Origin of the sequence: Mitsuaria sp. 7 (genome assembly GCF_001653795.1) — a bacterium.
Classification (GTDB): domain Bacteria; phylum Pseudomonadota; class Gammaproteobacteria; order Burkholderiales; family Burkholderiaceae_C; genus Roseateles.
Window position 1 is genome coordinate 2878851 of record NZ_CP011514.1, and the last position, 24628, is coordinate 2903478.

Below are 24628 nucleotides of genomic sequence, written 5' to 3' on the forward strand. Positions count from 1 at the left end.
AGGCGATGGGACTCGAAAATCATCAACCAAGTTAAGGCGTTTTCATGAAGAAGATCATTTCGCTGTTCCAGCGCAATTACGAAGGCAACCGCAAGGTCCGCGACGAAGTCACGCCGGGCGCCCAGTGGGTGCTCGACGGTGAAGGCCTGGCCACCCGCAAGTGGGACGGCCTGGCCGTGATGGTCAAGGACGGAGCGGTGTTCAAGCGGTACGACGCCAAGACCGGTCGCACGCCGCCCGCGGGGTTCATCCCGGCGCAGCCGGATCCGGACCCGGTGAGCGGCCACTGGCCGGGCTGGGTGGCCGCCGAGGGACCGGACTCACGCTACATCCACGAGGCGGTGCAGGCGGCTGCCGCGCGATACCCGCAAGGCATTCCGGACGGCACCTACGAGGTCTGCGGACCGCGCATCGGCACCCGCCACGGCGCGAATCCGGAGAACCTCACCGAGCACGTGCTCATACCGCACGGCGAGGATGTGCTGGCGGACGCGCCGCGGACCTTTGCCGGTCTGATGGCGTACCTGCGAGACAAGCCGATCGAAGGCATCGTGTGGCATCACGACGATGGCCGGAGGGTGAAGATCAAGAAGGCGGACTTCCCCTTCTGATCCCGTCCTGATCGTGTGTTCAAGGAGGAGCTTTGGCTCCTCCTTTTTTATGGCGGGTCATCGCGGCTTGTCGAGGCGGCGGCCGAGCCGCTTTCTGCTTCTCGTCAAATACGCGCCGATCATTCCGACAAGCGTCAGTCCCCACAGTGTCAGCACGCCGATCCAACCCGGCCACCCACCGCTGCTGGCGTCGTCGAGTTCCACCTTGGCGCGCGACGGGTCGTAGGGCAGATACCTCACGGTGACCGCGGAACCCACCGGCAGGCGTTTGACCGTGGCACCGATGCCAGACACCAGGATGAGCCTCGTACGCCCGTTCGCGTCATAGCGAATGATCGCTTCGAATCGATCCGAGGAGCCGCGGCGGCTCTGACGGTGCGACTCGACCGTCCCCCGGGTGTCGAGTCCGATGCGCGCGAGCTTGTTCTGCTCCATGGCGTCCATCACCATCACCGGCGACCACAGGAGCGAAGCGGGCAGCCCCCCTACCCACAGAAAGGTGCATATCGCGCGAATGCCCTCCAACTTCGAGTCGCCGGTCAGCGGGGTCCGCGTGCCTCTGGGCAAGGAATACCTGTCAAGTTCCGTCATCGTCTTTCATGGCACCGCCGTCGCTTGCTTGAACGACGCCGCGAGTATCTCCGCGAGCTGATCGAGCAGTTTCCCCGTGTCATCGTCCGGCAACGATTCATCGGCCTGCACCTCCGCGCGGCTCAACCCGAGCAGCGCATGGAACGGCGTGCATCCCAGCGAGCCGATCGGATGATGTCCCCCCATGAATCGATCCTGGTACGGCGTCGCCGGCCGGACCGTCAGATCCACCATCGTGCCCAGCATCCGCTGCACATCACCGCGATGGTCGCGCTGCACGACCCGCCCCCGCGACAGCACGTTGCGGTAGCCGGAGCCGTTGCTGCGCAGGCGGAAACGCTGCTCGTAGGTGTCGGTGAAGCCGTCGAAGTGCGCACGCAGCGTGAGCATCATCGTGTCGAGGTCCGCGGGATGGACGCGGCAGCGCCAGAACGCGGTGCTGTCGGGCTGGTCCGGATGCGGAAAGCCCAGATGCTCCTTCCAGCGCGGCGAGTAATGCACCAGCTCCAGCGGCGGATTCAAGTCCCAGACGCCGAAGGCGCCCTGCTCGACCGCTGTCCGCCAGCTCCTGACTTCGTCATGACGGATCCCCATGAAGAGGTATCTTGCGCGCCGCCCCGGAGGCGGTCAACGCGCGTTCCCCCTGAGGACGGGTAAAGCAGCCGAGGCGCCACACCTCCCCACCGCCCCCACCTCCCATAAGAGGTGTTCTGGGGAGTTAAATCGGCTCTGGAAAAAACTTCGGATGGCCTGGCGCGGGGACTCCACGGGGCATGGGGCACCCCTCCTGAAGTGACCCCAAGCCCCATTCCGGCCCCACAAGCGCCCGCTGACCTCGGGCCTTGGGAATGCGATTGGCGGTTAGCGGTCAGCGGTCAGCGGGCGTCGTACATGTAGCGGCGCGTGAGCGGCACCGGGGCGGGACCGCCATCCCGCTTGCTGGCGAGGATCTGGTACAGGCCCAGTTCGCCGGTCTCGAACTCCAGCGCGGAGGCCGCCATGTACAGGCGCCAGATCCGGTAATGCGCTTCGTCCACGTACTGCAGCGCCTGGTCGTGGCCCTCCTCCAGCTTCGCGACCCAGGCGCGCAGCGTCTTGGCGTAATGCATGCGCAAGGCCTCGACGTCATGGAGCTCGAACTGCTCCTGCTCCATCACCCGCATCACGTTGCTCGCCCGGTCCAGCTCACCGTCCGGAAACACGTAACGGTTGATGAACTTCGAGGACAAGGCCTGCCCCCATCCGTCCTCCTCATGGGTGATGCCATGGTTGAGGAACAGCCCCGCCGGCTTGAGCAGCCGGTTCACGCTCGCGAAATAGGTGGGCAGGTTCCTGAGCCCGACATGCTCGAACATGCCGACGCTGGAGATCTTGTCGAACTGGCCCGTCATGTCCCGGTAGTCGCACAGCCGGACTTCCACCTGTCCCTGCAGCCCGGCCGCGGCGATGCGCTCCTGGGCGAGCGCCAGCTGGCGCTCGGACAGCGTGATGCCGGTGGCCTTCACGCCGTAGTGACGCGCCGCATGCATCACCAGCGCGCCCCAGCCGCAACCGATGTCCAGCAGTTCCTCGCCCGGCTGCAGCCGCAGCTTGCGGCAGATGTGGTCCAGCTTGGACCACTGGGCCTGGGTCAGCGTCGTGTCGTCGGTCTCGTAGTAGGCGCAGGAATAGACCATCGCCGGATCCAGCCACAGCGCGTAGAAGTCGTTGGACAGGTCGTAATGGAACGCGATCGCCGCCTTGTTCTCGGCGCGCGTGTGGCGGCGCACGCCGCCGGCGCGCAGCTCCGCATCCGTCGCGGGCGGCACGGGCGCCAGCAGCCGCACGGCCAGGCGCAGCCGGTCGCTCCAGGAGAGCGTCAGCGCCGGCAGATGGTCCTTGAGCTGCAGCGCGGCGAAGAAGTCCCCCTCGACGTCGATCTGGCCGGTGAAGTAGGCCTCGGCGAAACGCAGCGGGTCGCGGCCGAGCAGCAGGCGCCGCAGCGCCGTGGGGTCGTTCAGCACCAGGGTGAATTCGGCCGGCTGGTGCGCCTGCCGGCCCAGCCGCGTGGCCCAGTGCCCGAGCCGCAGTCCCATGCTGCCGGGATAGGCGGAGAACAGCCGCTGCAGCAGCGTGAGCCCGGCGGGGGGCAGCGGCGGCGCGCCGGCGGCCTCTGGGGTCACCTCGGCCGCGCGGGGAGCGGCACTCGACGTGGGCGACAACAGTTCCTGATCCATGGATTCCTCGTCCAAGAAGCTACGAAAGAATATTGGTCGGAAGCGCCCGAGGGTCAGTTCTTGTCGGCCCCGGGTGCTGGCGGCCTGGAAGTCGTCCAGGAATATTAGCGATTGCCTCCACGCCTCGCCCGGACTGGGGACATTGCTGCAAACCGCGTGCCCGTCGCCCCTCCGGAAGGGGGGTCCCCGAACGCGGAACGGGGTCCCGTTGCGCCCTCGCACACGCTCGCCCGAAGGAGTCATCACAAGCCCGCCGCCCGAGGCCACAATCAGCCCCAGTCGCCTTCAGATACCCCGAAGAGAAACCGTCCGGCCTCCGCGTTTCGCCAGGAGCGCCCCAGGACCCCAAAGCCAAGGAGTCAGCCATGCCCCATGCATTCGCCAACACCGTCGCCAGCTTCAAGACTGCGTCCGGCAGGAACGGCAAGTACTACTCGCTGCCCAAGCTGGCCGAGCGCTTCCCCAACGTGAGCCAGCTGCCGGTCTCGATCCGGCTGGTGCTGGAATCGGTGCTGCGCAACTGCGACGGCAAGCGCGTGACCGCGGAGCATGTCGAGCAGCTCGCCAACTGGCAGCCCAATGCGCCCCGCAACGAGGAGATCCCCTTCGTGGTCGCCCGCGTGGTGCTGCAGGACTTCACCGGCGTGCCGCTGCTGGCCGACCTGGCCGCGATGCGCAACGTCGCCGAGGCCCAGGGCAAGGATCCCAAGACGATCGAGCCGCTGGTGCCGGTCGACCTGGTCGTCGACCACTCGATCATGATCGACCACTTCGGCAGCCCCAAGGCGCTGGACCTGAACATGAAGCTCGAGTTCGAGCGCAACCGTGAACGCTACGAGTTCATGAAGTGGGGCATGCAGGCCTTCGACACCTTCGGCGTCGTCCCGCCCGGCTTCGGCATCGTCCACCAGGTCAACCTCGAATACCTGGCGCGCGGCGTCCACAAGACCGCCGGAAAGACCGCCGACAAGGACACCGTCTACTACCCCGACACCCTGGTCGGCACCGACAGCCACACGACCATGATCAACGGCGTGGGCGTGGTGGGCTGGGGTGTCGGCGGCATCGAGGCCGAGGCCGGCATGCTCGGCCAGCCGGTCTACTTCCTGACGCCGGACGTGGTGGGCTTCGAGCTGAGCGGCCGCCTGCGCGAGGGCGTCACCGCCACCGACCTGGTGCTGACCGTCACCGAGATCCTGCGCAAGGCCAAGGTGGTCGGCAAGTTCGTGGAGTTCTTCGGCGAAGGCACGGCCTCGCTGAGCGTCCCGGACCGCGCCACCATCGGCAACATGGCGCCCGAGTACGGCGCGACCATGGGCTTCTTCCCCGTCGACGAGCGCACCATCGACTACTTCAAGGGCACCGGCCGCACCACCGACGAGATCGAGGCCTTCGAGGCCTACTTCCGCGCCCAGGGCCTGTTCGGCGTCCCCAAGGCGGGTGACATCCGCTTCAGCCAGGTGGTCTCGCTGGACCTGGGCACGGTCGTGCCCTCGCTGGCCGGCCCGAAGCGCCCGCAGGACCGCATCGTCATCACCGACCTGGCCAAGACCTTCGCCTCGCTGTACACCAAGCCGGTCGCGGAGAACGGCTTCAATCAGCCCGTCGAGAAGCTGCCGAAGTCCTTCCCGCTAGGCGGCACCCAGAAGGGCCTGGACATCTTCAACGGCGACGTGCTGATCGCGGCCATCACGTCCTGCACCAACACGTCCAACCCGAGCGTGATGCTCGCCGCCGGCCTGCTGGCCAAGAAGGCGGTCGAGGCGGGGCTGAAGGTCCAGCCGCACATCAAGACCTCGCTGGCGCCGGGCTCGCGCATCGTCACCGAGTACCTGCAGAACGCCGGCCTGCTGCCCTACCTGGAGAAGCTGGGCTTCTCCGTCGCCGCCTACGGCTGCACGACCTGCATCGGCAACGCCGGCGACCTGACCCCGGAGATCAACGAGGCCATCACCGCCAACGACCTGGTCTGCGCCGCGGTGCTCTCGGGCAACCGCAACTTCGAGGCGCGCATCCACCCCAACATCAAGGCCAACTTCCTGGCCAGCCCGCCGCTGGTGGTCGCGTATGCCATCGCCGGCAACGTGACGCGCGACCTGATGACCGAGCCGGTCGGCCTGGGCACGGGCGGCAAGCCGGTGTACCTGGGCGACATCTGGCCGACCAGCGACGAGATCCACGCGCTGCTCAAGCTGGCGCTCAACCCCGACGCGTTCCGCGCCAACTACGGCAAGGTCAAGGCCGAGCCCGGCAAGCTGTGGGAGAAGATCAAGGGCGGCACCGGCCAGGTCTACGGCTGGCCCAAGAGCACCTACATCGCGCAGCCGCCCTTCTTCGGCAACTTCACGCAGATCCCCGAGGCGCAGGAAGCCGGCGTCAAGGGCGCGCGCATCATGGCGCTGTTCGGCGACTCGATCACCACCGACCACATCTCCCCGGCCGGCGCCATCAAGGAGGTCTCGCCCGCCGGCGCCTACCTCAAGGACAAGGGCGTGCTCAAGGCCGACTTCAACAGCTACGGCTCGCGCCGCGGCAACCATGAAGTGATGATGCGCGGCACCTTCGCCAACGTCCGGATCAAGAACCTGATGATCCCGGCCAAGCCCGACGGCGCGCGCGAGGAAGGCGGCCTGACGCTGTTCCAGCCGGGCGGCGAGAAGCTCTTCATCTACGACGCCGCGATGCGCTACATCGCCGCCGGCACGCCGACGGTGATCTTCGCCGGCGAGGAGTACGGCACCGGCTCCAGCCGCGACTGGGCGGCCAAGGGCACGCAGCTGCTGGGAATCGGCGCGGTCGTGGCCAAGAGCTTCGAGCGCATCCACCGCTCCAACCTGGTCGGCATGGGCGTGCTGCCGCTGCAGTTCCGTCCGGGCGACTCGTGGGAGTCGCTGGGCCTGAAGGGCGACGAGGTCATCGACATCCAACTCGGCGACGAGATCAAGCCGCAGTCCGAGGCGACGCTGGTGATCCGCGCGGCCGACGGCGTCGCGCCGGAACGCCGTGTCCCGCTGATCCTGCGCATCGACACGCCGATCGAGGTCGAGTACTACCGCCACGGCGGCATCCTGCCTTACGTGCTGCGCCAGCTGCTGGCCGCGTGATCGGAGCCTGCTGATCGGAGCTTGCTGATCGGCGTCTGGGAAAAGCTGACGCCGCTGTCGAAAGCGGAGATCGCTGAACGTCATGAGGGTGAGACGAGCCCATCGTCGATTCGTCGAATCGTCGGATGGGTCGTCCACCCTCTTCCATTTTCAGGACTGCATCAGGAGACCGACATGCGATTCATGGTCATCGTCAAGGCGGACGAGCACAGCGAAGCGGGCGAGATGCCCGGCACCGAACTGCTCGCCGCCATGGGCGCGTACAACGAGGAACTGGTGAAGGCTGGCGTGATGCTGGCCGGTGAAGGACTGCATCCGACGAGCAAGGGCGCACGGGTGCGCTTCTCCGGCAAGGATCGCAAGCTCATCGACGGCCCTTTCGCCGAAACGAAGGAGCTGATCGCCGGTTTCTGGATCTGGCAGTGCGCCTCGCTGCAGGAGGCGGTCGAATGGGTCAAGAAGTGCCCCAACCCGCAGATGACCGACTCCGACATCGAGATCCGTCAGATCTTTGAAGCCGAGGATTTCGGAGAGGCGTTCACGCCCGAACTGCGCGAGCAGGAAGAGCGTCTGCGCGCACAGATCGAGAAGCCATAAAGCAGAGGCCCCACCCCGCCCACCACGACCTCAAAACCGAGGCCGTCAGCAGCTGCGAGTGGGGCCGGAATGGGGCTGGGGGTTCGCGGACGCGATGCCCCCTGCCCCGTGGAGAGCCCGCGCTTGGCGAAGCGCAGTTGGGCGGTCTCCCGACACGCCCCCTCTCCCTCACCGCATCACTTCGTCGTCGGCGGCGTCGTGTTGGTGGTCGTGGCGGGCTTCTTCGCCGCCGGCTTCGCGGCCGCCTTCGGTGCTGCCTTGGCCGGCGCGGCGGCCTGGTCGACTTCCTTGGACGCTGCGGTCGAACCACCGGACACGCCCAGACGGCCGCCGGCCCCCAGACCGCCCTTCACCTGCTGCGCCTTGTAGTTGCGCAGCGCCTTGACCATCTGGTTGTACGAGTCCGCGAACGCGGTGACGATCACCTTGCCCGCGGGCGTCTTGCCGTACGCACCGCCGGCGATCGCCGCGTTGCCGAAGAAGCTTGCGCCGCCGAAGCCGAAGTCGAAGTTCTTGGCCGTGCCTTCCGCGGCCGAGATCTGCACGCCGGAGCGGTTGTCCACCAGCAGCAGCGTCGTGGCTGCCTCGTTCTGGTTGATGTTGGCTGCCACCGCGGTCAGCAGGCCGATCGCGCCGGTCCCGATGCCGCCGCCGCCGCCGCCGGTCTTGCCGGAGAACTGGATCTCGGGGCTCATGGTGTAGTCGGCCGCGACCATCTGGCCCTGGCCGAAATTGCTGCCCGCACGGGTTTCGCCGGACTGCATCAGCGCGCGTTCACGCTCCATGTTGGCGAAGGCGCGGCCGCGTTCCACGATCACGAAGCAGTTGGACTGCTGGACCATCAGGCGCAGCACCGGCGTGGTCGAACCCAGCTGGCGGTCGCGCAGCTGCGACCACCACGGAGCGTTCGTGTCTTCGAAGATGGTCAGCGTGCCCAGCGTCTCGTCGCAATGCTCGAGCTTGCTGTTCTGGTTCTCGGCGGTCGCGCCGCCGGCGGCGCCGGAGACGGTGCCCTTGTTCTCGCCCATCGTCGGCGCGGTGGCCAGGCAGCCGGCCAGCAGCAGCGGCGACAGGATCAGGGCGGACTTCAGCACGAGGCTGGACGACGACGAAACAAGGCGAGAAGTGGCAAGCATGGGAATCCTCCAGGTTTTCTAACGACGTCTCGACGACGTCTCACAACGAGCGACTACGGGGACGCGGGCAACGAGCGCAACGAGCGCAATGCCCCGGCCGGACCCGACCGGACGGAGCCGGGAACTCAAGGGTCAATCGAGGGGCGTGGCCGGCGCGACGCCGTAATAACCGCCGACCGGCTGGCCGTGCGGATTGCCGACCCAGATGCTGGTGCCGAACACGTCGCTGCACCCGCCCCAGGCGATCTCGAACCCGCGCGGTTCTTCATTGCGCGTCTGCGCATAGACCGACACGGTGCTGTCCGACGGGCCTATCGTGTAGCAGACCCGCGCCCACACGGGACGCGGCGAGGACGAGACCACCGAGGCCGCGCCTTCGGCGTTGCCGTCGGAGGCCTTGGCCACCCACTTCGTGCCCCGGGTCGGACCCGGGTTGTAGCTGAACACGTAAGGCACCTGGGCGACCGCCGCGAGCGAGGCGGCAAGCAATCCGGCGACCATCAGGCCTCTGGCCAACATTCGTTTCCCCTTGCGAGAGTGTTCCGAAATCAAACGATTTCAAAAGGAATGTCGCGGATTGTTAGGCGCCTCCCGGCGAAAAAGCGAGGCCCCCATCGTGGTGGTACGGGAAGCTCCCACGTTGATGGGATGGCGGATTGCGCAATCCGCCACGCCGGCGTTCCACACGTCGCACGGGCCGCTGTCGACGGACAGCGCACGGCAAGGCCTGCCCCCGGCAGAACGAGCAACGGCGCGGGTTGGCGGGGAGCGGCGCGAGGGCCGATGGCTACGGGGGAAAGTCGACGGCGTCCGTCGCGCGGACCGCAGCACGTGCGCCGCCGGGGGGCTCACGGGGACTTTCGATCCCCCCTCGCGCGGGCGCTCAGCGCCACGCGCATGACTTAGGTCATCTGGTGTTGTAGGGATGGCGAATGCGGGGGCTTGGACTATGCGTCGAGGTCCAGGCCCCGCTCCTGCGCGAACAGCTTCAGCGCCGGCATCAGCGCGCCGATCTTCTCGGCCACGGCCTCGCGGACGGTGTCCACCATCACCTGGGTCTGGCGTTCGATCTCGATGTGCAACGGCGCGCCCTCGCCCTTGTCGGCGAAGGTGGTCATGCGCAGCGTTTCGGGGATGAGCCAGACCTCGAACCAGCCCGAGCCGTCGACGTTGCGGCCGGCTTCGGCCACCGTCAGGCTGGCGCCGTTCACCGCGATGTAGCCCTTGGCGAAGATGTAGCGCATCCACGGCGCCGGCACCGCGATGCGGATCACGTGGTTGTTGGCCGGGCGGCGGATAGCTTCGACCTTCGCCATGAAGTCGACGTGACCCGACAGCGGATGGCCGCCGATCTCGGCGCCCTCCTTCGCGGCCCGCTCGACGTTGAGCCGGCCGCCGACGCCGAGCTGCCCCAGCGCCGTGAGGTTCAGGCTCTGGAGCATCACGTCGAAGTCCGCTTCGTGATCCCCCTTCAGCGCGGTGACCGTCAGGCAGACGCCGTCGCAGGCGACGGACGCGCCGATCTCCAGTTCTTCGCAGAAGCCCTCGGGGAAGTCCAGCGTGAAGCTGCGCAGGCCTTCCTTGTCGGTGATGGCCGCGACCTTCGCGATGCCTTGAACGATGCCGGTGAACATGGCGGGGCTCCGGTCAGCGCTTGGCCGACTGAGCGGCGTTGGCGACATTGGCGGCGTTGGCGGCATGCGCCGCGAACAGCTCGGGCGAGAAACCCAGGCTCAGCGTGCCGTCATCCCACTCGACGACGGGGCGCTTGATCACGCTCGGCTGCTCGACCATCAGCGCCGCGGCGCTGGCCGCGTCGGTCACGCCGGCCTTGGCGCCGTCGTCCAGCTTGCGCCAGGTCGTGCCGGCGCGGTTCAGTACCTTGTCCCAGCCGAGTTCCTTCATCCACCGCGGCAGTTCCGCCGCCGGCACGCCCTGCTTCTTGTAGTCGTGGAACTGGTACGCGAGGCCCTGTCCGTCGAGCCAGACGCGGGCGCGCTTGACGGTGTCGCAGTTGGGGATGCCGTAGAGGGTGATCATGGAAACGAGGGGGTCGCCGGCGGGCGTTGAACGAAGGCGGCACGCTACCATGAAGCGGATGATCCCCTGGCTCGACGATGACTCTCTGGACTTCCCGCCGACCCGCCGCGCGCTGGGGCCGCGCAGCGATGCGCCGGGGCTGCTCGCGGCCGGCGGCGACCTGAGACCCGCCCGCCTCCGGGCGGCCTACGCGCGGGGGATCTTCCCCTGGTACGGGGAAGGCCAGCCCATCCTCTGGTGGACCACCGACCCGCGCATGGTCCTGCGGACGGCGGACTTCAAGCTCTCCCGTTCGCTGCGCAAGACGGTGGCGAAATTCATCCGCAGGCCGGGCTGCGAGATCCGCGTCGACCACGCCGCCGAGACCGTGCTCAAGGCCTGCGCCAGCACCTCGCGCGACGGCCAGGACGGTACCTGGATCGTGCCGGAGATGCAGCAGGCCTACCTGCGGCTGGCGCGCGAGGGCACGGTGCATTCGGTCGAGACCTGGGTGGACGGGGAACTCGCCGGCGGGCTGTACGGCGTCAACCTCGGCCGGATGTTCTTCGGCGAGTCCATGTTCATGCGCAGGACCGACGCGTCCAAGATCGCGCTGGCCGCGCTGGTCTGCCTGTGCCGGGAGTTCGACATCCCCTGGATCGACTGCCAGCAGCAGACCTCGCACCTGGCCTCGCTGGGAGCGGCTCCTGTCGACCGCGAGGTGTTCGAGGCGCATCTCGCCGCGCACACCGGCCTGCCTCCGCCCGGCGATTGGTCCTATCATCCGCGGCTGTGGGCCCACCTGGGCCTGAATGACGCCCTGAATGACGCCCTGAGCGATTCCCAGAACGACCCGCCCTGAGCCCGTGAGCCGCTGAGCCCCGCCCGTGACGCACCCCAAGGAACTCCCGCTGGCCGAGCTGCAGTTCTATGCGACTGCGCCCTACCCCTGCAGCTACCTGAGCGACCGCCAGGCGCGCTCGCAGGTCGCCACGCCCAGCCATCTGATCCACGCCGACGCGTATTCGAGCCTGGTCGCCGCCGGCTTCCGTCGCAGCGGCATGTTCACTTACCGCCCCTACTGCGACGGCTGCAAGGCCTGCGTGCCGATGCGCATCCCGGTGGCGGACTTCCATCCCAACCGCAGCCAGCGCCGCGCCTGGACGCAGCATCAGGCGCTGCAGGCGCGCGTCATGCGGCTGGGCTACAGCGACGAGCACTACCAGCTCTACCTGCGCTACCAGGCCGGCAGACACAGCGGCGGCGGCATGGACCACGACAGCGTCGACCAGTACACGCAGTTCCTGCTGCAGAGCCGCGTGAACTCGCGGCTGGTGGAGTTCCGCGAGCCCGACGGCGCGCTGAAGATGGTCTCCATCCTGGACATCCTGGGCGACGGGCTGTCGGCGGTCTACACCTTCTACGAGCCCGAGGCCAACGTCAGCTACGGCACCTACAACGTGCTGTGGCAGCTGCGCCAGACGCGTGACCTGAGCCTGCCGCATCTCTACCTCGGCTACTGGATCGCCCAGAGCGACAAGATGGCCTACAAGGCCCGCTTCCTCCCGCACGAGCTGCTGCGGGACGGGCAGTGGTCGCGCGTCCAGCGCTGATCCAGCGTCCGCCCCTCTCGCCCCTGCCCTGTCCTGCCATTGACGCCCGGTCGGGAGACCGCGCGCGGCAAGAATTGGTCCCACACTGGTTTTTACGCAACCGCTCACCGGTCGTACCGGTTTTCCCTTCCCTTTGCATCAATTGACGTCCATACACGTCATTGACGACATCATTACGACACGTTACCCACTCCCTGAGGGTTAACCTGAATGATATGGACGCTAGTGGTATCTACATTGCATACCACTATGAGATCAGCAGCGGTATTGGTCTCCTAGACGCCGCGGTTGCAAACCGCACGCCGTCCGCCGGGCACCCGCCCGCGGGCCGCACGTCGACAAGCAAGGGAGTGACTGCCATGTCTGCACGCGCCTTTCTCCGTACCGCTGACCGCGTCGCCGGGCCCATTGCGGCCCCGACGCCCCTGATCCGCCCGGCTGCGCCCGAGTGGCCGGCATGACCCGGGTCTCCGGTGGCCGTGCCCGAGCGGCCACCCCCTTCGCCGGTTGAACGACCGGCGCTTTTTCTGCCCGAGCCCTGACCGTTCCCGCCGCGCTGCTTCCGCAGTCGCCCGGCGCGGCGGCGCTCATCCCGAAGTTCTCCGAAGTTCTCCGAAGTTTTCCGAAGTTTTCCGACGACAACGACAACACGTTCAGGAGCCCCCCGATGAGACATCGTCCCTGCGCCCGTCCCCACCCGATGCTGCCGTGGCTGATGCCGATGGTGCTGGCCTTCGCCGGCAGCTCGGCGATGGCCTACGACTGCACCGGCGTCGCCGACTGGAATGCCGCCACCGCGTACAACGGCAATGCGATCGTGAAGCAGACCAGCACCGCCTACCAGGCGAAGTGGTGGACGCAGAACAACCCGCCGGCGACGAACTCGGGGCAATGGGACGTGTGGAAGGTGCTGGGCGCCTGCGACGGCGGCGGCGGAGGCGGCGGCACGAACAAGCCGCCGACGGTCGCGCTGAGCGCGCCCACCGCGGGCACCTCGCCCACCGCGGGCGACACGGTGACGCTGGCCGCGACGGCCGCGGACAGCGACGGCACCGTCGCCAAGGTCGGCTTCTACGTCAACGGCGCGCTGGTCGCCGAGGACACCACCGCGCCGTTCAGCGTGAGCTGGACCGCGCGCGCCGGCGTCGCCGACATCACCGCCCGCGCCACCGACGACAAGGGGGCGACGACTGACACCACCGCCCTGCGCATCACCGTGCGGGGACAGGTCACCGGCGACGAGCGCTGCCGGCCTGAAGGCCTGGCCACCACCGCCGGCACCGCGCCCGCCTACTGCAAGGTCTACGACGACCAGGGCCGCGAGAAGATGGGCGCCGACAAGCCGCGCCGCATCATCGGCTACTTCACCAGCTGGCGCACCGGCAAGACCGGCCAGCCCGCGTTCCTCGCGCACCAGATCCCGTGGGGTCAGGTCACGCACATCAACTACGCGTTCGCGCATGTGGACGCGGCCAACAAGCTCTCGGTCGGCAACACCGCCGACGCGACCAACCCCGCCACCGGCCTGACCTGGCCCGGCATCGCGGGCGCGGAGATGGACCCCGCGTATGCGTACAAGGGCCACTTCAACCTGCTCAACAAGTTCAAGAAGCAGTACCCCAACGTCAAGACGCTGATCTCGGTCGGCGGCTGGGCCGAGACGGGCGGCTTCTACACGATGACCACGAACGCGGACGGCTCGACCAACACGGCCGGCATCAACGCGTTCGCGGACTCGGCGGTGGTCTTCCTGCGGCAGTACGGGTTCGACGGCGTCGACATCGACTACGAGTACCCCACCAGCATGAACAACGCCGGCAACCCGGTGGACTTCGCCATCAGCAACGCCCGCCGCGGCGCGTTGATGAAGAACTACGTCGTGCTGATGCGCACCCTGCGCGCCAAGCTCGACGCGGCGAGCCAGTCCGACGCCCGCCACTACATGCTCACGATCGCGGCGCCCTCCTCCGCCTACCTGCTGCGCGGGATGGAAGCCTTCCAGGTCACGCAGTACCTGGACTACGTGAACATCATGAGCTACGACCTGCACGGGGCGTGGAACCAGTTCGTCGGCCCGAACGCGGCGCTGTACGACGACGGCAAGGACGGCGAGCTCACCGCGTGGAGCTACTACACCGCCACGCAGTACGCGCGCATCGGCTACCTCAACACCGACTGGGCGTACCACTACTTCCGCGGCGCGATGCCGGCGGGCCGCATCAACATCGGCGTGCCGTACTACACCCGCGGCTGGCAGGGCGTGACGGGCGGCACCAACGGCCTGTGGGGCCAGGCGGCGCTGCCCGACCAGAGCAAGTGCCCGGCCGGCACCGGCGGCGGCACCGTGCAGAAGTGCGGCAACGGCGCGGTCGGCATCGACAACCTCTGGCACGACCTCGACGTCTCCGACAAGGAAGTGCCGGCGGGCTCCAACCCGATGTGGCACGCGATGAACCTGGCCTCGGGCCGCGCGGGCAGCTACCTCGCCGCCTACGGCCTGAATCCGGCGACCAACCCGGCTGATCAACTGACCGGCACCTACGTCCGCAACTACGACGCGACGCTGGTGGCGCCGTGGCTGTGGAACGCGCAGAAGAAGGTCTTCATCAGCACCGAGGACGAGCAGTCGCTGGGCGTGAAGGCGCAGTACGTGGCCGACCGCGGCATCGGCGGCGTGATGTTCTGGGAGTTCGCCGGCGACTACGCCTTCGACACCACGCGCAACGAGTACTTCATCGGCAACACGCTGACGAACACGCTCTACAACAAGCTGAAGACGGCGCCCGCCTACGGCAACCGCCTGACCTCGGCGGCGCTGCCGGCGGAGACGCTGGACATCGGGTACGCGCTCGGCGGCTTCGCGCTGGGCGACAGCAACTACCCGATCACGCCCAAGCTCACGCTGACCAACAACAGCACGACCACGCTGCCCGGCGGCACGGAGTTCCAGTTCGACGTCCCCACCGCGATCCCCTCGACGGTGACGGACCAGAGCGGCTTCGGGCTGACGGTGATCAGCAACGGCTCGAACCCGGCGGGCAACAACGTCGGCGGGCTGAAGAACGACTTCCACCGCGCCAGCTTCAAGCTGCCGTCGTGGCAAAGCCTGGCCCCCGGCGCCAGCGTGACGCTGACGATCAACTATTTCCTGCCGTCGACGATGCCCAGCAACTGGACGGTCACCGTCAACGGCCGCAGTTACGCCTTGGCACAGGAAGCACGCCGCGGCGCCGTGCCCGCCGCCGCCGTGAGCGCCACCAAAGCCATCCCATCCAGCGCGACAACCGCCGTTCGCCAGTGATCCCGTTTACCTCCCCACCCACCCAACCTCGAACACAGGAGCTCGACATGAAGAATCGACTGGTCCGCATGGGCCGATTCGGCAGCCTCAGCGGCATCGCGATGGCTGCGGCCATGGCCGCCGGCAGCGCCCACGCCTACGACTGCACGAACGTGCCCGAATGGACGTCCGCCGGCATCTACACCGGCACCTCCAACAGCTTCGCCAAGCAGGGCAACGTCGCCTACCAGGCCAAGTGGTGGACGCAGAACGAAGCGCCCGCCACCCACTCCGGCCAGTGGGACGTGTGGAAGTCGCTGGGCGCCTGCACCGGCGGCGGCACCGACACCACGCCGCCCACCGTGCCGTCGGGCCTGACCTCCAGCGGCAACACCAGCAGCAGCATCTCGCTGAGCTGGGGCGCCTCCACCGACGCCGGCAGCGGCGTCAACAACTACGAGCTGCTGCGCGGCGGCTCGCTGATCGCATCGCCCACGGCGACCAGCTACACGGACTCCGGCCTGTCGGCGGGGACCTCCTACAGCTACCAGGTCCGCGCGAAGGACAAGGCGGGCAACGTCTCCGGCCTGAGCAGCACGCTGCTGACCAGCACCGCCAGCAACGGCACCTGCGCCGCGGCGCCGGCCACGCCCTCGGGCCTGAGCTCGCCGTCCAAGAGCGCCACCAGCGTCAACCTGGCCTGGAACGCCGTCGCCGCCGGCCCGAACTGCACGGTGCAGTACCGCGTGAACCAGGGCGCGACGCAGGTCGCGCAGGGCGCGGCCACCAGCGCCAGCGTCACCAACCTGACGGCCAACACGAACTACACGTTCACGGTCTCGGCCTTCAACCAGGCCGGCTCGTCGCAGCCGTCGGCGCCTATCACGGTGAAGACCGACACGCAGTCCACCGGCGACAAGGTCGTGCTGGGCTACTTCGCGCAGTGGGGCATCTACGGCCGCAACTACCACGTGAAGAACATCGACACCAGCGGCTCGGCGGCCAACCTGACGCACATCAACTATGCGTTCGGCAACCTCCGCAACAACGTCTGCGAAGTCGGCAAGATCATCCCGAGCAACGAGTCCACCGGTGAAGGCGGCGACGCCTTCGCCGACTACGGCAAGTCCTACGGCGCCGACCTCAGCGTCGACGGCGTGGCCGACACCTGGGACCAGCCGCTGCGCGGCAGCTGGAACCAGCTGAAGAAGCTCAAGGCCAAGTACCCGAAGCTCAAGGTGCTGATCTCGCTGGGCGGCTGGACCTGGTCGCGCAACTTCTCCAGCGCGGCGCGTCCGGAGAACCGCGTCAACTTCGTCAAGAGCTGCGTGGACGCCTACATCAAGGGCAACGTGCCGGTGACGGACGGCGCGGGCGGCGCGGGCGCGGCGGCGGGCGTGTTCGACGGCATCGACATCGACTGGGAGTACCCGAACGCCTGCGGCCTGGCCTGCGGCACGGCCGAGGACCGCGCGAACTTCACCGGCCTGCTGGCCGAGTTCCGCAAGCAGCTGGACGCGGTGAAGCCGGGCCTGCTGCTGTCGATCGCCTCGGGCGCGGGCGTGGACAAGGTGCGGGCCTATGACCCGGACCAGGTCCATCCGTACCTGAACTTCATCAACGTGATGACGTACGACTTCCACGGCGGCTGGGACACGATCACCGGGTTCCACTCGCCGCTGTACGCGCCGGCGAACGACCCGTCCACGGGTGACGTGAAGAAGTACAACACCAACGACGCGATGCAGGCCTTCCTGGACAAGGGCGTCCCGGCCTCCAAGCTGAACGTGGGCATCGGCTTCTACGGCCGCGGCTGGACCAACGTCCCCAACGTCAACAACGGCCTGTTCCAGAGCGGCACGCCGGCGCCGGGCACCTACGAGGCGGGCAACGAGGACTACAAGGTCCTGAAGAACCTGCAGGGGTACACCAGCCGGACCGACGACGTCAGCAAGGCGCAGTGGATCTACAACGGCTCGACCTTCTGGAGCTTCGATACGCCGGCCACGATCGCCGTGAAGATGGCCTACGTGAAGTCCAAGGGCTTCGGCGGCGCGTTCTTCTGGGAGTTCTCGGGTGACGATGCGACCGCCTCGCTGTCCAAGGCGATCGGCGCCGGCCTGAAGTAAGTCAGCACGACCTGACACCCCTCCCGGAGCCGCTTCGGCCGTTCCCCCGGAAGGGTGCCCAGAGCCCCCGCGCGGTCCACCGCGCGGGGGCTTTTTCCATGCGGCATCCCCTCCTGCCAGCGCGTGGCAGCTACCCCCAGGATCGCGATTGAATACTGTACGTTCATCCAGTATTCTCATCTTCCCATTCAGTCGCCGAGCCACCGAGGAACCCGTCATGCGCCGCTATGAAGTCATCCTGGAACGAGTCATGGTCCCCTACCACCAGCGCGAGCTGGCCTGCGTCATCGCCATGCAGGTGCTCGACGCCCGCCTGGGCGGTCCCGCGGGCGTGGTGGACGCGTTCAACGCCGCGAGCGCGGTGACGGGCGGCGACACGCGCTGGGCGGTCCCGGAGTCCGCGTCACGCGCCGACGTCGCCGCGGTGAAGCGCTGGCGCCGGGCCACGGAGGCGGCGCTCGATGCCATCGAGCAGGGCTTCGCGCATGTGTTCGTGGGCATGTCGGCGCAAGAGATCGAACTCGCCCGCGCGGACGAATCGCTGAGCATCGTCCCCCACCTGATGGAGGTGCCGGCCCGCCTGCTGTCCGAGGCCCGCGTCGGGCTGCCGTGGTCGGCGACGGCCGCGGTGGTCGTCAGCGCCGCGGCGCAGGCCGCGATGGTGCCGCCGACCTCGATGCTGTCGCACATGCCGACGCTGGCGCACGCGGCGATGCTGGCGCGCTAGGACGCTGGCGCGAGTTCCGAGATCTCGATGAGATTGAGGTCGGGATCCCGCACGTAGACCGAGCGGATCTTCCCGGTCGCACCGGTGCGCATCACCGGTCCCTCGATGATGGACACCTGCTGCGCAGCCAGGCGGTCGATCACCTGCTCAAGCGGCACGGACGCGATGAAGCAGAGGTCCAGCGCGCCGGGCACCGGCGTATGCGCCTTGGGCTCGAACTCCCGGCCCTTCACATGCAGGTTGATCTTCTGCTGGCCGAATAGGAAGGCCTGACGCGTGACCGGCGGCGTGCCGCCCACGAAACTTTCCAGCCGCATGCCCAGCACCTCGGTGTAGAAGCGGATGCAGGCCGCCTCATCGGCGGTGGTCAGGACCAGGTGGTCGAGGTGATCGATCAAGGCAGCTCCCGTCAGTCGACAACGCCGCGATTCTGCGCGATCGTCCGGACAGTTCGCCCAGCATCGCCGCCAGGCGATCGGACATGGCCGCCAGGCGATCGGACATGGCCGTGAACGACAGCGTCGGACGGGCCGGCGGCGGCCAGTGCGGCCGCTGTCGCAGGTCCTTGCACAGCTGGACGAAGCGCTCCTGCTTCTCCCATCGCCTGCGCGAACCCCAGTGCGAGCGCCAATGCACCACCTGGCCGCGATCCGGCAGCAGACGCTCGTCGTCCAGCCGGCCGATGGCGTAGACCGCGCCGTCGGCGACGCCCTCTCCCACGCCGTCGCCGATCAGCAGTCCCAGGAAGCTGGTGTACTTGGCCCTCATCCCCGTCGGACTGTCGAGCGTGAGCAGCGCCTCGATCAACGCGGCCCGCCCAACCGCATGGCTGAACTCCGTCAGCAGCTCGCACATCGCCACCGACAGAGGAAGGTCGTGCACGGCCGCTGACGCCAGACGCAGCAGGAACGGCGCGCGGCCGCCGTGGTGCGTCGTCAACGCCGTCAACACCTCCTGGGAGCTCCTGAATCCCTGGGACAGTACATGGGTGAACAACAGCACCACATCGCAGCCGATGCGGGGGCTGCGCTCATGGCCTTCGCTCCACGTCAGCGGGCACTGTGCGTCGTGCCGGCTCTCCAGCAGGTCGCCCAGGTGGGCGAGCATGTCCGGCGCGAAGAGCCGGCCGGGCGAGGCCATGGAGGGACGTGTCGCCAACGTCTCGACGATGTCGCTCAAGAGGTGCAGCGCCTCCCTCCGCGTCAACGCGCCCCCGGTGTTGTCCGGACGTGCGCCGTCGGCGTGGGCGTGGGCGTGGGCGTGGGAGCGCCCGCTGAACGTTTCGCCCAGATGAAGCGAACCAAGGAAGGAGAGCATGGCGGGCGACCTCATGACGCATCGCGACACCGTGCCGCGCGCGCCGCCCTAGTCGACGCGCGACCTTCCCCCTGCCTTCGGTCCTTCCGGCTCCGCCGACAGGACCTCCCGGCCCGGACGACGTGAACCGCCGATCAACTCGCGCGGAACACCAGCTCCTTGATCCGCGCCAGGCGCGGCGCCACCACGGGCACCGTCAGCATCGTCGAGCCCACCGCCATCAGCAGCAGCGCGGTGAAGGTCTCGTGGGTGATGATCTGTTTGTCCAGCAGCACGTTGGCGAAGATGATCATGATCAGCGCCTTGGTCTGCAGCAGCCAGCCGATGATGCCGGCCTCGCCGGGCGCCCATCGCAGGATGCGACCGGCCAGGTGGGTGCCCAGCAGCTTGCCGCTGACCGAGGCCGCCAGCAGCAGCGCCGCCGCGGCGAACACCACGCCGCCCTCCAGCCCCCATTGCGTGCGCAGGCCCGTGCTGAGGAAGAAGACCGGCATGACCACCAGCAGCACGTGATGGCGCAGCGCGTCCATCTGCTGCTGCTCGAACCACTCGGCATCCATCACGACCCCGGCCAGGAAAGCACCGACCATGTAATGCAGTCCCGACCAGTCCGCGCCGAACGCGATGACCGCGAGCCAGATCAGGCCCACGTACCAGCGATCCCGCGCCGGGATGGCGCGCATCAGCCGCCGGAACAGCACCGTCGCCACAGCGAACGCGGCCAGGAACAGCACCTGCTTGCCGACGCGCGACCAGTCCATCAGGATCACCGCCAGCACGCCCCAGATCAGGATGTCGTCCAGGCTGGCGTAGCGCAGGATGCGCTGGCCGATCGGCTGGCGCAGGATCTCCAGCTTTTCCATCAGCAGGATCAGGATGGGCAGCGCCGTCACCGCGCAGGCCATGCCGACGCCGACGACGAACTGCCAGGTGTGCGCCTGCGGCCCCATCCATTGCGATCCCATGCCCAGCAGCACCACCGCCGCGGCCGAGCCGAACACCATGGGCACGCCCAAGGCCAGTCCCGCCGTGATGCCGCTCTCGACGCGATGCGCCCAGGCCTTCTTCAGGTCAAGCTCGATGCCAGCGATCCACACGAAGATCATCACCGCCCACCAGGCCACGCCGTTGAGCGACTGCACGACCGCCGGGTTGAAGACGAACTGGTAGTAGTCGGGGAAGGCCCGGCCGAGCACGCCGGGACCGAGCAGGATGCCGGTGATGATCTGCACCACGACCAGCGGGGCGAAGTAGTCCGTGCCCCCCAGCCGCCACACCAGGTAGGGGACGGTGAAGATGATCGCCATGGCGATCAGGAAGATCTCGGTCGTGCTCATGGTCGGCTCCTCTGCGTTGTCCGCCTTCCGGTGCGCAAGCGCGCCCGGCCGATCGATGACAACGTTGTCTCTTTGGAATCTCATTGTGGGGGGCGAGCCCCCGCAAGCACCGCTCTCGCTTTCCCTAGGCAGTCATGAAAGCGGTTTCAGAGCATTTCACTCCGGCAGTCCGGCTCCGGCAATAGGGGCTCTCCCGCTGGTAGCGGCGATCAGGCCGAGCACGCGACCCGGCTCGGCGCCGACCATGTCCCAGGTGAAGCGCCATTCCCAGTTGCCGCCGAGCACGCCGGGGATGTTCATCCGGTGCTCGCTGCCCAGCCCGAGCACGTCCTGCAGCGGATAGACCGCGACGTTGGCCACCGAGTTCGCGCAGGCGCGGATCATGGCCCAGTGGATGTCGTGGTCGCCGGCGGGCAGATAGGCGGCGGCGTAGGCGCGCTCATGGGCGCTGGCCTGGTTCCACCAGCCGCGCACCGTGTCGTTGTCGTGCGTGCCGGTGTAGCAGACCGCTGCGCGCGGCCAGTTGTGCGGCAGGAACTCGTGTCCGCCGTCACCGCCGAAGCCGAACTGCAGGATCTTCATGCCGGGGTAGTCCAGCGCGTTGCGCAGCTCGTGGACGTCGGGCGTGATGAAGCCCAGGTCCTCCGCCACGATGGGCAGCGTGCCCAGCGACTTCGCGATCGCATCGAACAGCGACTTGCCCGGACCGGTCTTCCAGACGCCGCGGGTGGCGTCGGGGCTGTCGGCGGGGATCTCGTAGTAGGCCGCGAAGCCGCGGAAGTGGTCGATGCGGAACACGTCGGCCGAGCTGAGCATGCGCTTCACGCGCGCGGTCCACCACGCGAAGTGCTCGTGGGCCATCTTGTCCCAGCGGTACATCGGGTTGCCCCAGCGCTGGCCGGTGGCGGCCATCGCGTCGGGCGGCACGCCGGCGACGACCGTGGTCTGGAAGTTCTCGTCGAACTCGTACAGGTCGGGGCGCGCCCAGCAGTCGGCGCTGTCGTGCGCGACGAAGATCGGCAGGTCGCCCATGATGTGCACGCCGCGCGCGTTCGCGTAGGTCTTCAGCGCGCCGACCTGGACGTCGAAGCTCCACTGCACGAACTGCCAGAAGGCGACCTCGTCGGCGTACTGCTCGCGGGCGGTGTCCAGCGCGCGCGGTTCACGCGACGCCAGATCGCGCGGCCATTCCCACCACGCCTGCCCGTTGCGCGACGAGCGGACCGCCATGAAGAGCGCGTAGTCCTGCAGCCAGTCGCGCTGGGACTCGCACCAGAGTTCGTAGCTGGCGCGGTCCGTCGCCGAGGCCTTCGCGAAGAAGCCGGCCGCGGCGGCGCGCAGCTGCTGCTCGCGCCACGGGAGGACCTTCGCGTACTCGACGCGCTTCGCATCGAAACCGCCTTGCGGCAGCGCGGGCAGCGCGAGCCAGCCCTTCTCCACCAGCGGCTCGAAGGCCACCATCCACGGGTTGCCCGCGAAGGCCGACACGCCTTGATAGGGGCTCTCGCCGGGGCCGATCGGCGTGCTCGGCAGCCATTGCCAGATCGCCTGGCCGGCCGACTGCAGCCAGTCGACGAAATGGAAGGCCTCGGGGCCGAAGTCGCCGGCGCCGTTGGGGCCGGGCAGCGAGGTGATGTGCAGCAGCACGCCGGATTGGCGCTTGTTGAGATCGATCGTCATGGTGTCGCTCGAGGGGTCGGTATTGGGGTCGGTGTTGGGGTCGGTGTTCGAAGTATCAGGAAAGAGAGGACGGCGCGGCGCACAGCAGCAGCGAACGCGCCGGCGCGATGAGCGCATCGTCGCTCAATGGCATCGGGGTGAGTTCACCGCTGCTGTCGATCAGCAACCGCCAGGGCGGAGCGCCCTCGCCCCTGCCCTCGCCCGCCGCGGGCAAGGCGAAGCGCACGGCCTGCGCATCGGGATTGGCGAGCAGCAGCAGGCGCTCGCGGCCGTCGCCCAGCAGCGCGGCCACGGTGGATTGGCAGCCGTCGTTCCACTCGTGCTCGCGCATCTCATGGCCATCGGGATGGAACCATCGCAAGGTAGCGGCGCCCTGCGCAGGAGGAGGTTCGGGAACGCAGCCCGGCGCTGTAAACCACTGGGCATGACGCAGCAGCGGATGCGCGCGTCGCAGCCGCGTCAGTTCGGCGGTGAAGGCGATCAGCGCCTCGTCGGCCTGCGGCCAGTCGAGCCAGCCGATCTCGTTGTCCTGGCAGTACGCGTTGTTGTTGCCGCCCTGCCCGTTGCCGAACTCGTCGCCCGAGTACAGCATCGGCGTGCCCTGCGACAGCAGCAGCGTCGCGAGCATCCCGCGGCGGGCGCGCTCGCGGGCCTCGCGGATGGCGGGGTCGTCGGTCGGCCCCTCGACGCCGAAGTTGCCGCAGAGCTCGCCGTCGCGGCCGTCGCGGTTGTCCTCGCCGTTGGCCTCGTTGTGCTTGCGGCTGTAGCTGACGAGGTCGTTCAGCGTGTAGCCGTCGTGCACGGCCAGGAAGTTGACCGCCGCGAGCGGCGAGCGCTGCCGCCACTCGTCGCCCCGCCCTTGCGGATGGAAGACGTCGCTCGAGGCGGTGAAGCGCCGCGCGAACTCACCGCGGGTGACCGCCTGGCCGTCCGGACCGTGACCGAGCCAGAAGCCGCGCGCCGCATCGCGGAACTTGTCGTTCCACTCCATGAAGCGGCCCGGGAAGCGCCCGAGCTGATAGCCGTCCGGACCGGCGTCCCAGGGCTCGGCGATCAGGTGGACCTGCGAGAGCAGCGGGTCCTGCCGCAGCGCCGTGTAGAACGCCGCCTGCGGATCGTGTCCCGCGGCCGTGCGCCCGAGCACCGGCGCGAGGTCGAAGCGGAAGCCGTCGACGCCCATCTCGCCGACCCAGAAGCGCAGCGAGTCCAGCACCAGCTGCGCCACGCGCGGATGCTCGACGTTGACGGTGTTGCCGCAGGCGGTGAGGTTCTCCATCCGCGAGGGATCGTCGGCCTGCAGCCGGTAGTAGCTCTTCTGGTCGAGCCCGCGCAGCGAGAGCGTCGGGCCCCATTCGTTGCCTTCGGGGGTGTGGTTGTAGACGACGTCGAGCACCACTTCGAGCTCGGCCTCGTGCAGCGCCTGGACCATCGCGCGGAACTCGGCGACGACGGCGGTGGGGTCGTGGCGCACCGCGGCGGAGGCCAGCCGCGGATCGGGCGCGAAGAAGCCCAGCGTGTTGTAGCCCCAGTAGTTGCGCAGGCCGGTGCCGAAGAGATGCGGCTCGTCGACGGCAAACTGCACCGGCAGCAGCGACAGCGTGGTCACGCCGAGCCGCTTGAAATGCGCGATCGCGGCCGGATGCGCGAGCGCGGCGTAGCTCCCGCGCAGCGCCTCCGGGATCTCCGGATGGCGCATCGAGAAGCCCTTCACGTGGACTTCGTAGAGCACGACGTCCTGCGGCGCATGACGCGGCGCACTCGCACGCGGGCTCGGGCCGGCGAGCGGCGCGGCGACACGCGCCTTCAGCGCGGTCGCGCCGTTGTCGCGCTCGTCCAGCGCGAAAGGGCCGTCGGCGTGACCGAAGGGATAACCGTGGTCTTCGGGCAGGTTGCGGAACTCGCCGACGATCTCGCGCGCATACGGATCCAGCAGCAACTTGCCGGCATTGAAGCGATGGCCCTCGCGCGGCGCGTGCGGGCCGTACGCGCGCAGGCCATAGCGCTGACCTGCCTGCACGCCCGAGAGGAAGCCGGTCCACACGCCGTCGACCGGACCGTGCAGCGCATGGCGCGCCAGTTCTGTCGTGCCGGCTTCGTCGTAGAGGCACACCTCGACGCGCGACGCATGCGCGGAGAACACGGCGAAGTTGACTCCGCCGTCGCGGACGGTGGCGCCCAGCGGTTCATGGCGGCCAGGCGCCGGCGATGCGGACAGGACGGAAGGAGCGCTCATTCGAAACGTCGCGGGAAGAGGTGGAGAGGTCGTCGCCG

Annotated in this window: 20 protein-coding genes; 8 read left to right on the forward strand and 12 right to left on the reverse strand. The window is 68.2% G+C overall.

The annotated features are described in order from the left end of the window. Positions 1-44 precede the first annotated feature (44 nt). Entirely contained in the window at positions 45-611 is a 567-nt protein-coding gene (locus ABE85_RS12670) for a hypothetical protein (RefSeq protein ID WP_067274818.1), read from the forward strand. A gap of 57 nt (positions 612-668) precedes the next feature. On the opposite strand, the gene ABE85_RS12675 is transcribed toward ABE85_RS12670, so the two are convergent. The 3 genes from ABE85_RS12675 to ABE85_RS12685 all read right to left on the reverse strand — a co-directional run bounded on the left by ABE85_RS12675 (position 669) and on the right by ABE85_RS12685 (position 3418). Beyond that, positions 669-1202 carry a DUF3592 domain-containing protein gene (locus ABE85_RS12675; RefSeq protein WP_067274820.1) on the reverse strand — a complete coding sequence of 178 codons (534 nt, stop codon included), beginning with the start codon at positions 1200-1202 and terminating at the stop codon, positions 669-671. Between the two features lie 6 nt (positions 1203-1208). Then, positions 1209-1796 carry a PAS domain-containing protein gene (locus ABE85_RS12680; RefSeq protein ID WP_067274823.1) on the reverse strand — a complete coding sequence of 196 codons (588 nt, stop codon included), beginning with the start codon at positions 1794-1796 and terminating at the stop codon, positions 1209-1211. 281 nt (positions 1797-2077) lie between these two features. Continuing rightward, the gene (locus tag ABE85_RS12685) at positions 2078-3418 is read right to left on the reverse strand and encodes a class I SAM-dependent methyltransferase (RefSeq protein ID WP_231993297.1); all 1341 of its coding nucleotides are present in this window, start codon (positions 3416-3418) and stop codon (positions 2078-2080) included. Positions 3419-3783: 365 nt separating this feature from the next. On the opposite strand from ABE85_RS12685, the gene acnA reads away from it, so the two are divergent. Together acnA and ABE85_RS12695 are read left to right on the forward strand one after the other, a co-directional pair. Then, entirely contained in the window at positions 3784-6522 is a 2739-nt protein-coding gene (acnA, locus tag ABE85_RS12690) for an aconitate hydratase AcnA (RefSeq protein WP_067274827.1), read from the forward strand. 174 nt (positions 6523-6696) lie between these two features. Further along, complete coding sequence (locus tag ABE85_RS12695) at positions 6697-7119, forward strand: YciI family protein (RefSeq protein ID WP_067274829.1); 423 nt, start codon at positions 6697-6699, stop codon at positions 7117-7119. A gap of 176 nt (positions 7120-7295) precedes the next feature. On the opposite strand, the gene ABE85_RS12700 is transcribed toward ABE85_RS12695, so the two are convergent. The 4 genes from ABE85_RS12700 to ABE85_RS12715 all read right to left on the reverse strand — a co-directional run bounded on the left by ABE85_RS12700 (position 7296) and on the right by ABE85_RS12715 (position 10295). Beyond that, on the reverse strand, positions 7296-8255 hold the full coding sequence (locus ABE85_RS12700; protein ID WP_067274832.1) for a CsgG/HfaB family protein: 960 nt from the start codon (positions 8253-8255) through the stop codon (positions 7296-7298). Positions 8256-8387: 132 nt separating this feature from the next. Continuing rightward, positions 8388-8774 carry a hypothetical protein gene (locus tag ABE85_RS12705; protein WP_157522320.1) on the reverse strand — a complete coding sequence of 129 codons (387 nt, stop codon included), beginning with the start codon at positions 8772-8774 and terminating at the stop codon, positions 8388-8390. A 428-nt stretch (positions 8775-9202) separates the two neighbouring features. Continuing rightward, positions 9203-9889 carry a riboflavin synthase gene (locus ABE85_RS12710; protein WP_067274841.1) on the reverse strand — a complete coding sequence of 229 codons (687 nt, stop codon included), beginning with the start codon at positions 9887-9889 and terminating at the stop codon, positions 9203-9205. A gap of 13 nt (positions 9890-9902) precedes the next feature. Then, entirely contained in the window at positions 9903-10295 is a 393-nt protein-coding gene (locus ABE85_RS12715) for an ArsC family reductase (protein WP_067274844.1), read from the reverse strand. Between the two features lie 58 nt (positions 10296-10353). Between ABE85_RS12715 and aat the strand changes: the two genes are divergently transcribed. From aat to ABE85_RS12740, 5 genes are all read left to right on the forward strand, one after another. Next, entirely contained in the window at positions 10354-11136 is a 783-nt protein-coding gene (gene aat / locus ABE85_RS12720; protein ID WP_067282615.1) for a leucyl/phenylalanyl-tRNA--protein transferase, read from the forward strand. Between the two features lie 25 nt (positions 11137-11161). Continuing rightward, positions 11162-11887, forward strand: a complete 726-nt coding sequence (locus tag ABE85_RS12725) for an arginyltransferase (RefSeq protein WP_067274847.1) — start codon at positions 11162-11164, stop codon at positions 11885-11887. 667 nt (positions 11888-12554) lie between these two features. Further along, positions 12555-15188, forward strand: coding sequence for a chitinase C-terminal domain-containing protein (locus ABE85_RS12730; RefSeq protein ID WP_197507310.1), 2634 nt, complete (start codon positions 12555-12557; stop codon positions 15186-15188). 47 nt (positions 15189-15235) lie between these two features. Continuing rightward, positions 15236-17296 carry a glycosyl hydrolase family 18 protein gene (locus ABE85_RS26960; protein ID WP_197507312.1) on the forward strand — a complete coding sequence of 687 codons (2061 nt, stop codon included), beginning with the start codon at positions 15236-15238 and terminating at the stop codon, positions 17294-17296. Between the two features lie 250 nt (positions 17297-17546). Beyond that, positions 17547-18023, forward strand: a complete 477-nt coding sequence (locus ABE85_RS12740; protein WP_157522323.1) for a hypothetical protein — start codon at positions 17547-17549, stop codon at positions 18021-18023. Here ABE85_RS12740 and ABE85_RS12745 read toward each other — a convergent pair. From ABE85_RS12745 to glgX, 5 genes are all read right to left on the reverse strand, one after another. Beyond that, positions 18020-18421: a VOC family protein gene (locus ABE85_RS12745; RefSeq protein WP_067274855.1), complete on the reverse strand. Its 402-nt coding sequence runs from the start codon at positions 18419-18421 to the stop codon at positions 18020-18022. The two genes, ABE85_RS12740 and ABE85_RS12745, sit on opposite strands and share 4 nt — an antisense overlap. After that, the gene (locus ABE85_RS12750) at positions 18378-19340 is read right to left on the reverse strand and encodes a hypothetical protein (RefSeq protein ID WP_067274858.1); all 963 of its coding nucleotides are present in this window, start codon (positions 19338-19340) and stop codon (positions 18378-18380) included. The genes ABE85_RS12745 and ABE85_RS12750 overlap by 44 nt, the downstream gene beginning before the upstream one ends. Positions 19341-19474: 134 nt before the next feature. Further along, a complete protein-coding gene (locus ABE85_RS12755) occupies positions 19475-20677 on the reverse strand; it encodes a cation:proton antiporter (protein ID WP_067274861.1) in 1203 nt (400 codons plus the stop codon). A 156-nt stretch (positions 20678-20833) separates the two neighbouring features. Beyond that, complete coding sequence (malQ, locus tag ABE85_RS12760) at positions 20834-22357, reverse strand: 4-alpha-glucanotransferase (protein WP_067274865.1); 1524 nt, start codon at positions 22355-22357, stop codon at positions 20834-20836. Positions 22358-22412: 55 nt separating this feature from the next. Continuing rightward, a complete protein-coding gene (glgX, locus tag ABE85_RS12765; protein WP_067274867.1) occupies positions 22413-24590 on the reverse strand; it encodes a glycogen debranching protein GlgX in 2178 nt (725 codons plus the stop codon). Positions 24591-24628 lie beyond the last annotated feature (38 nt).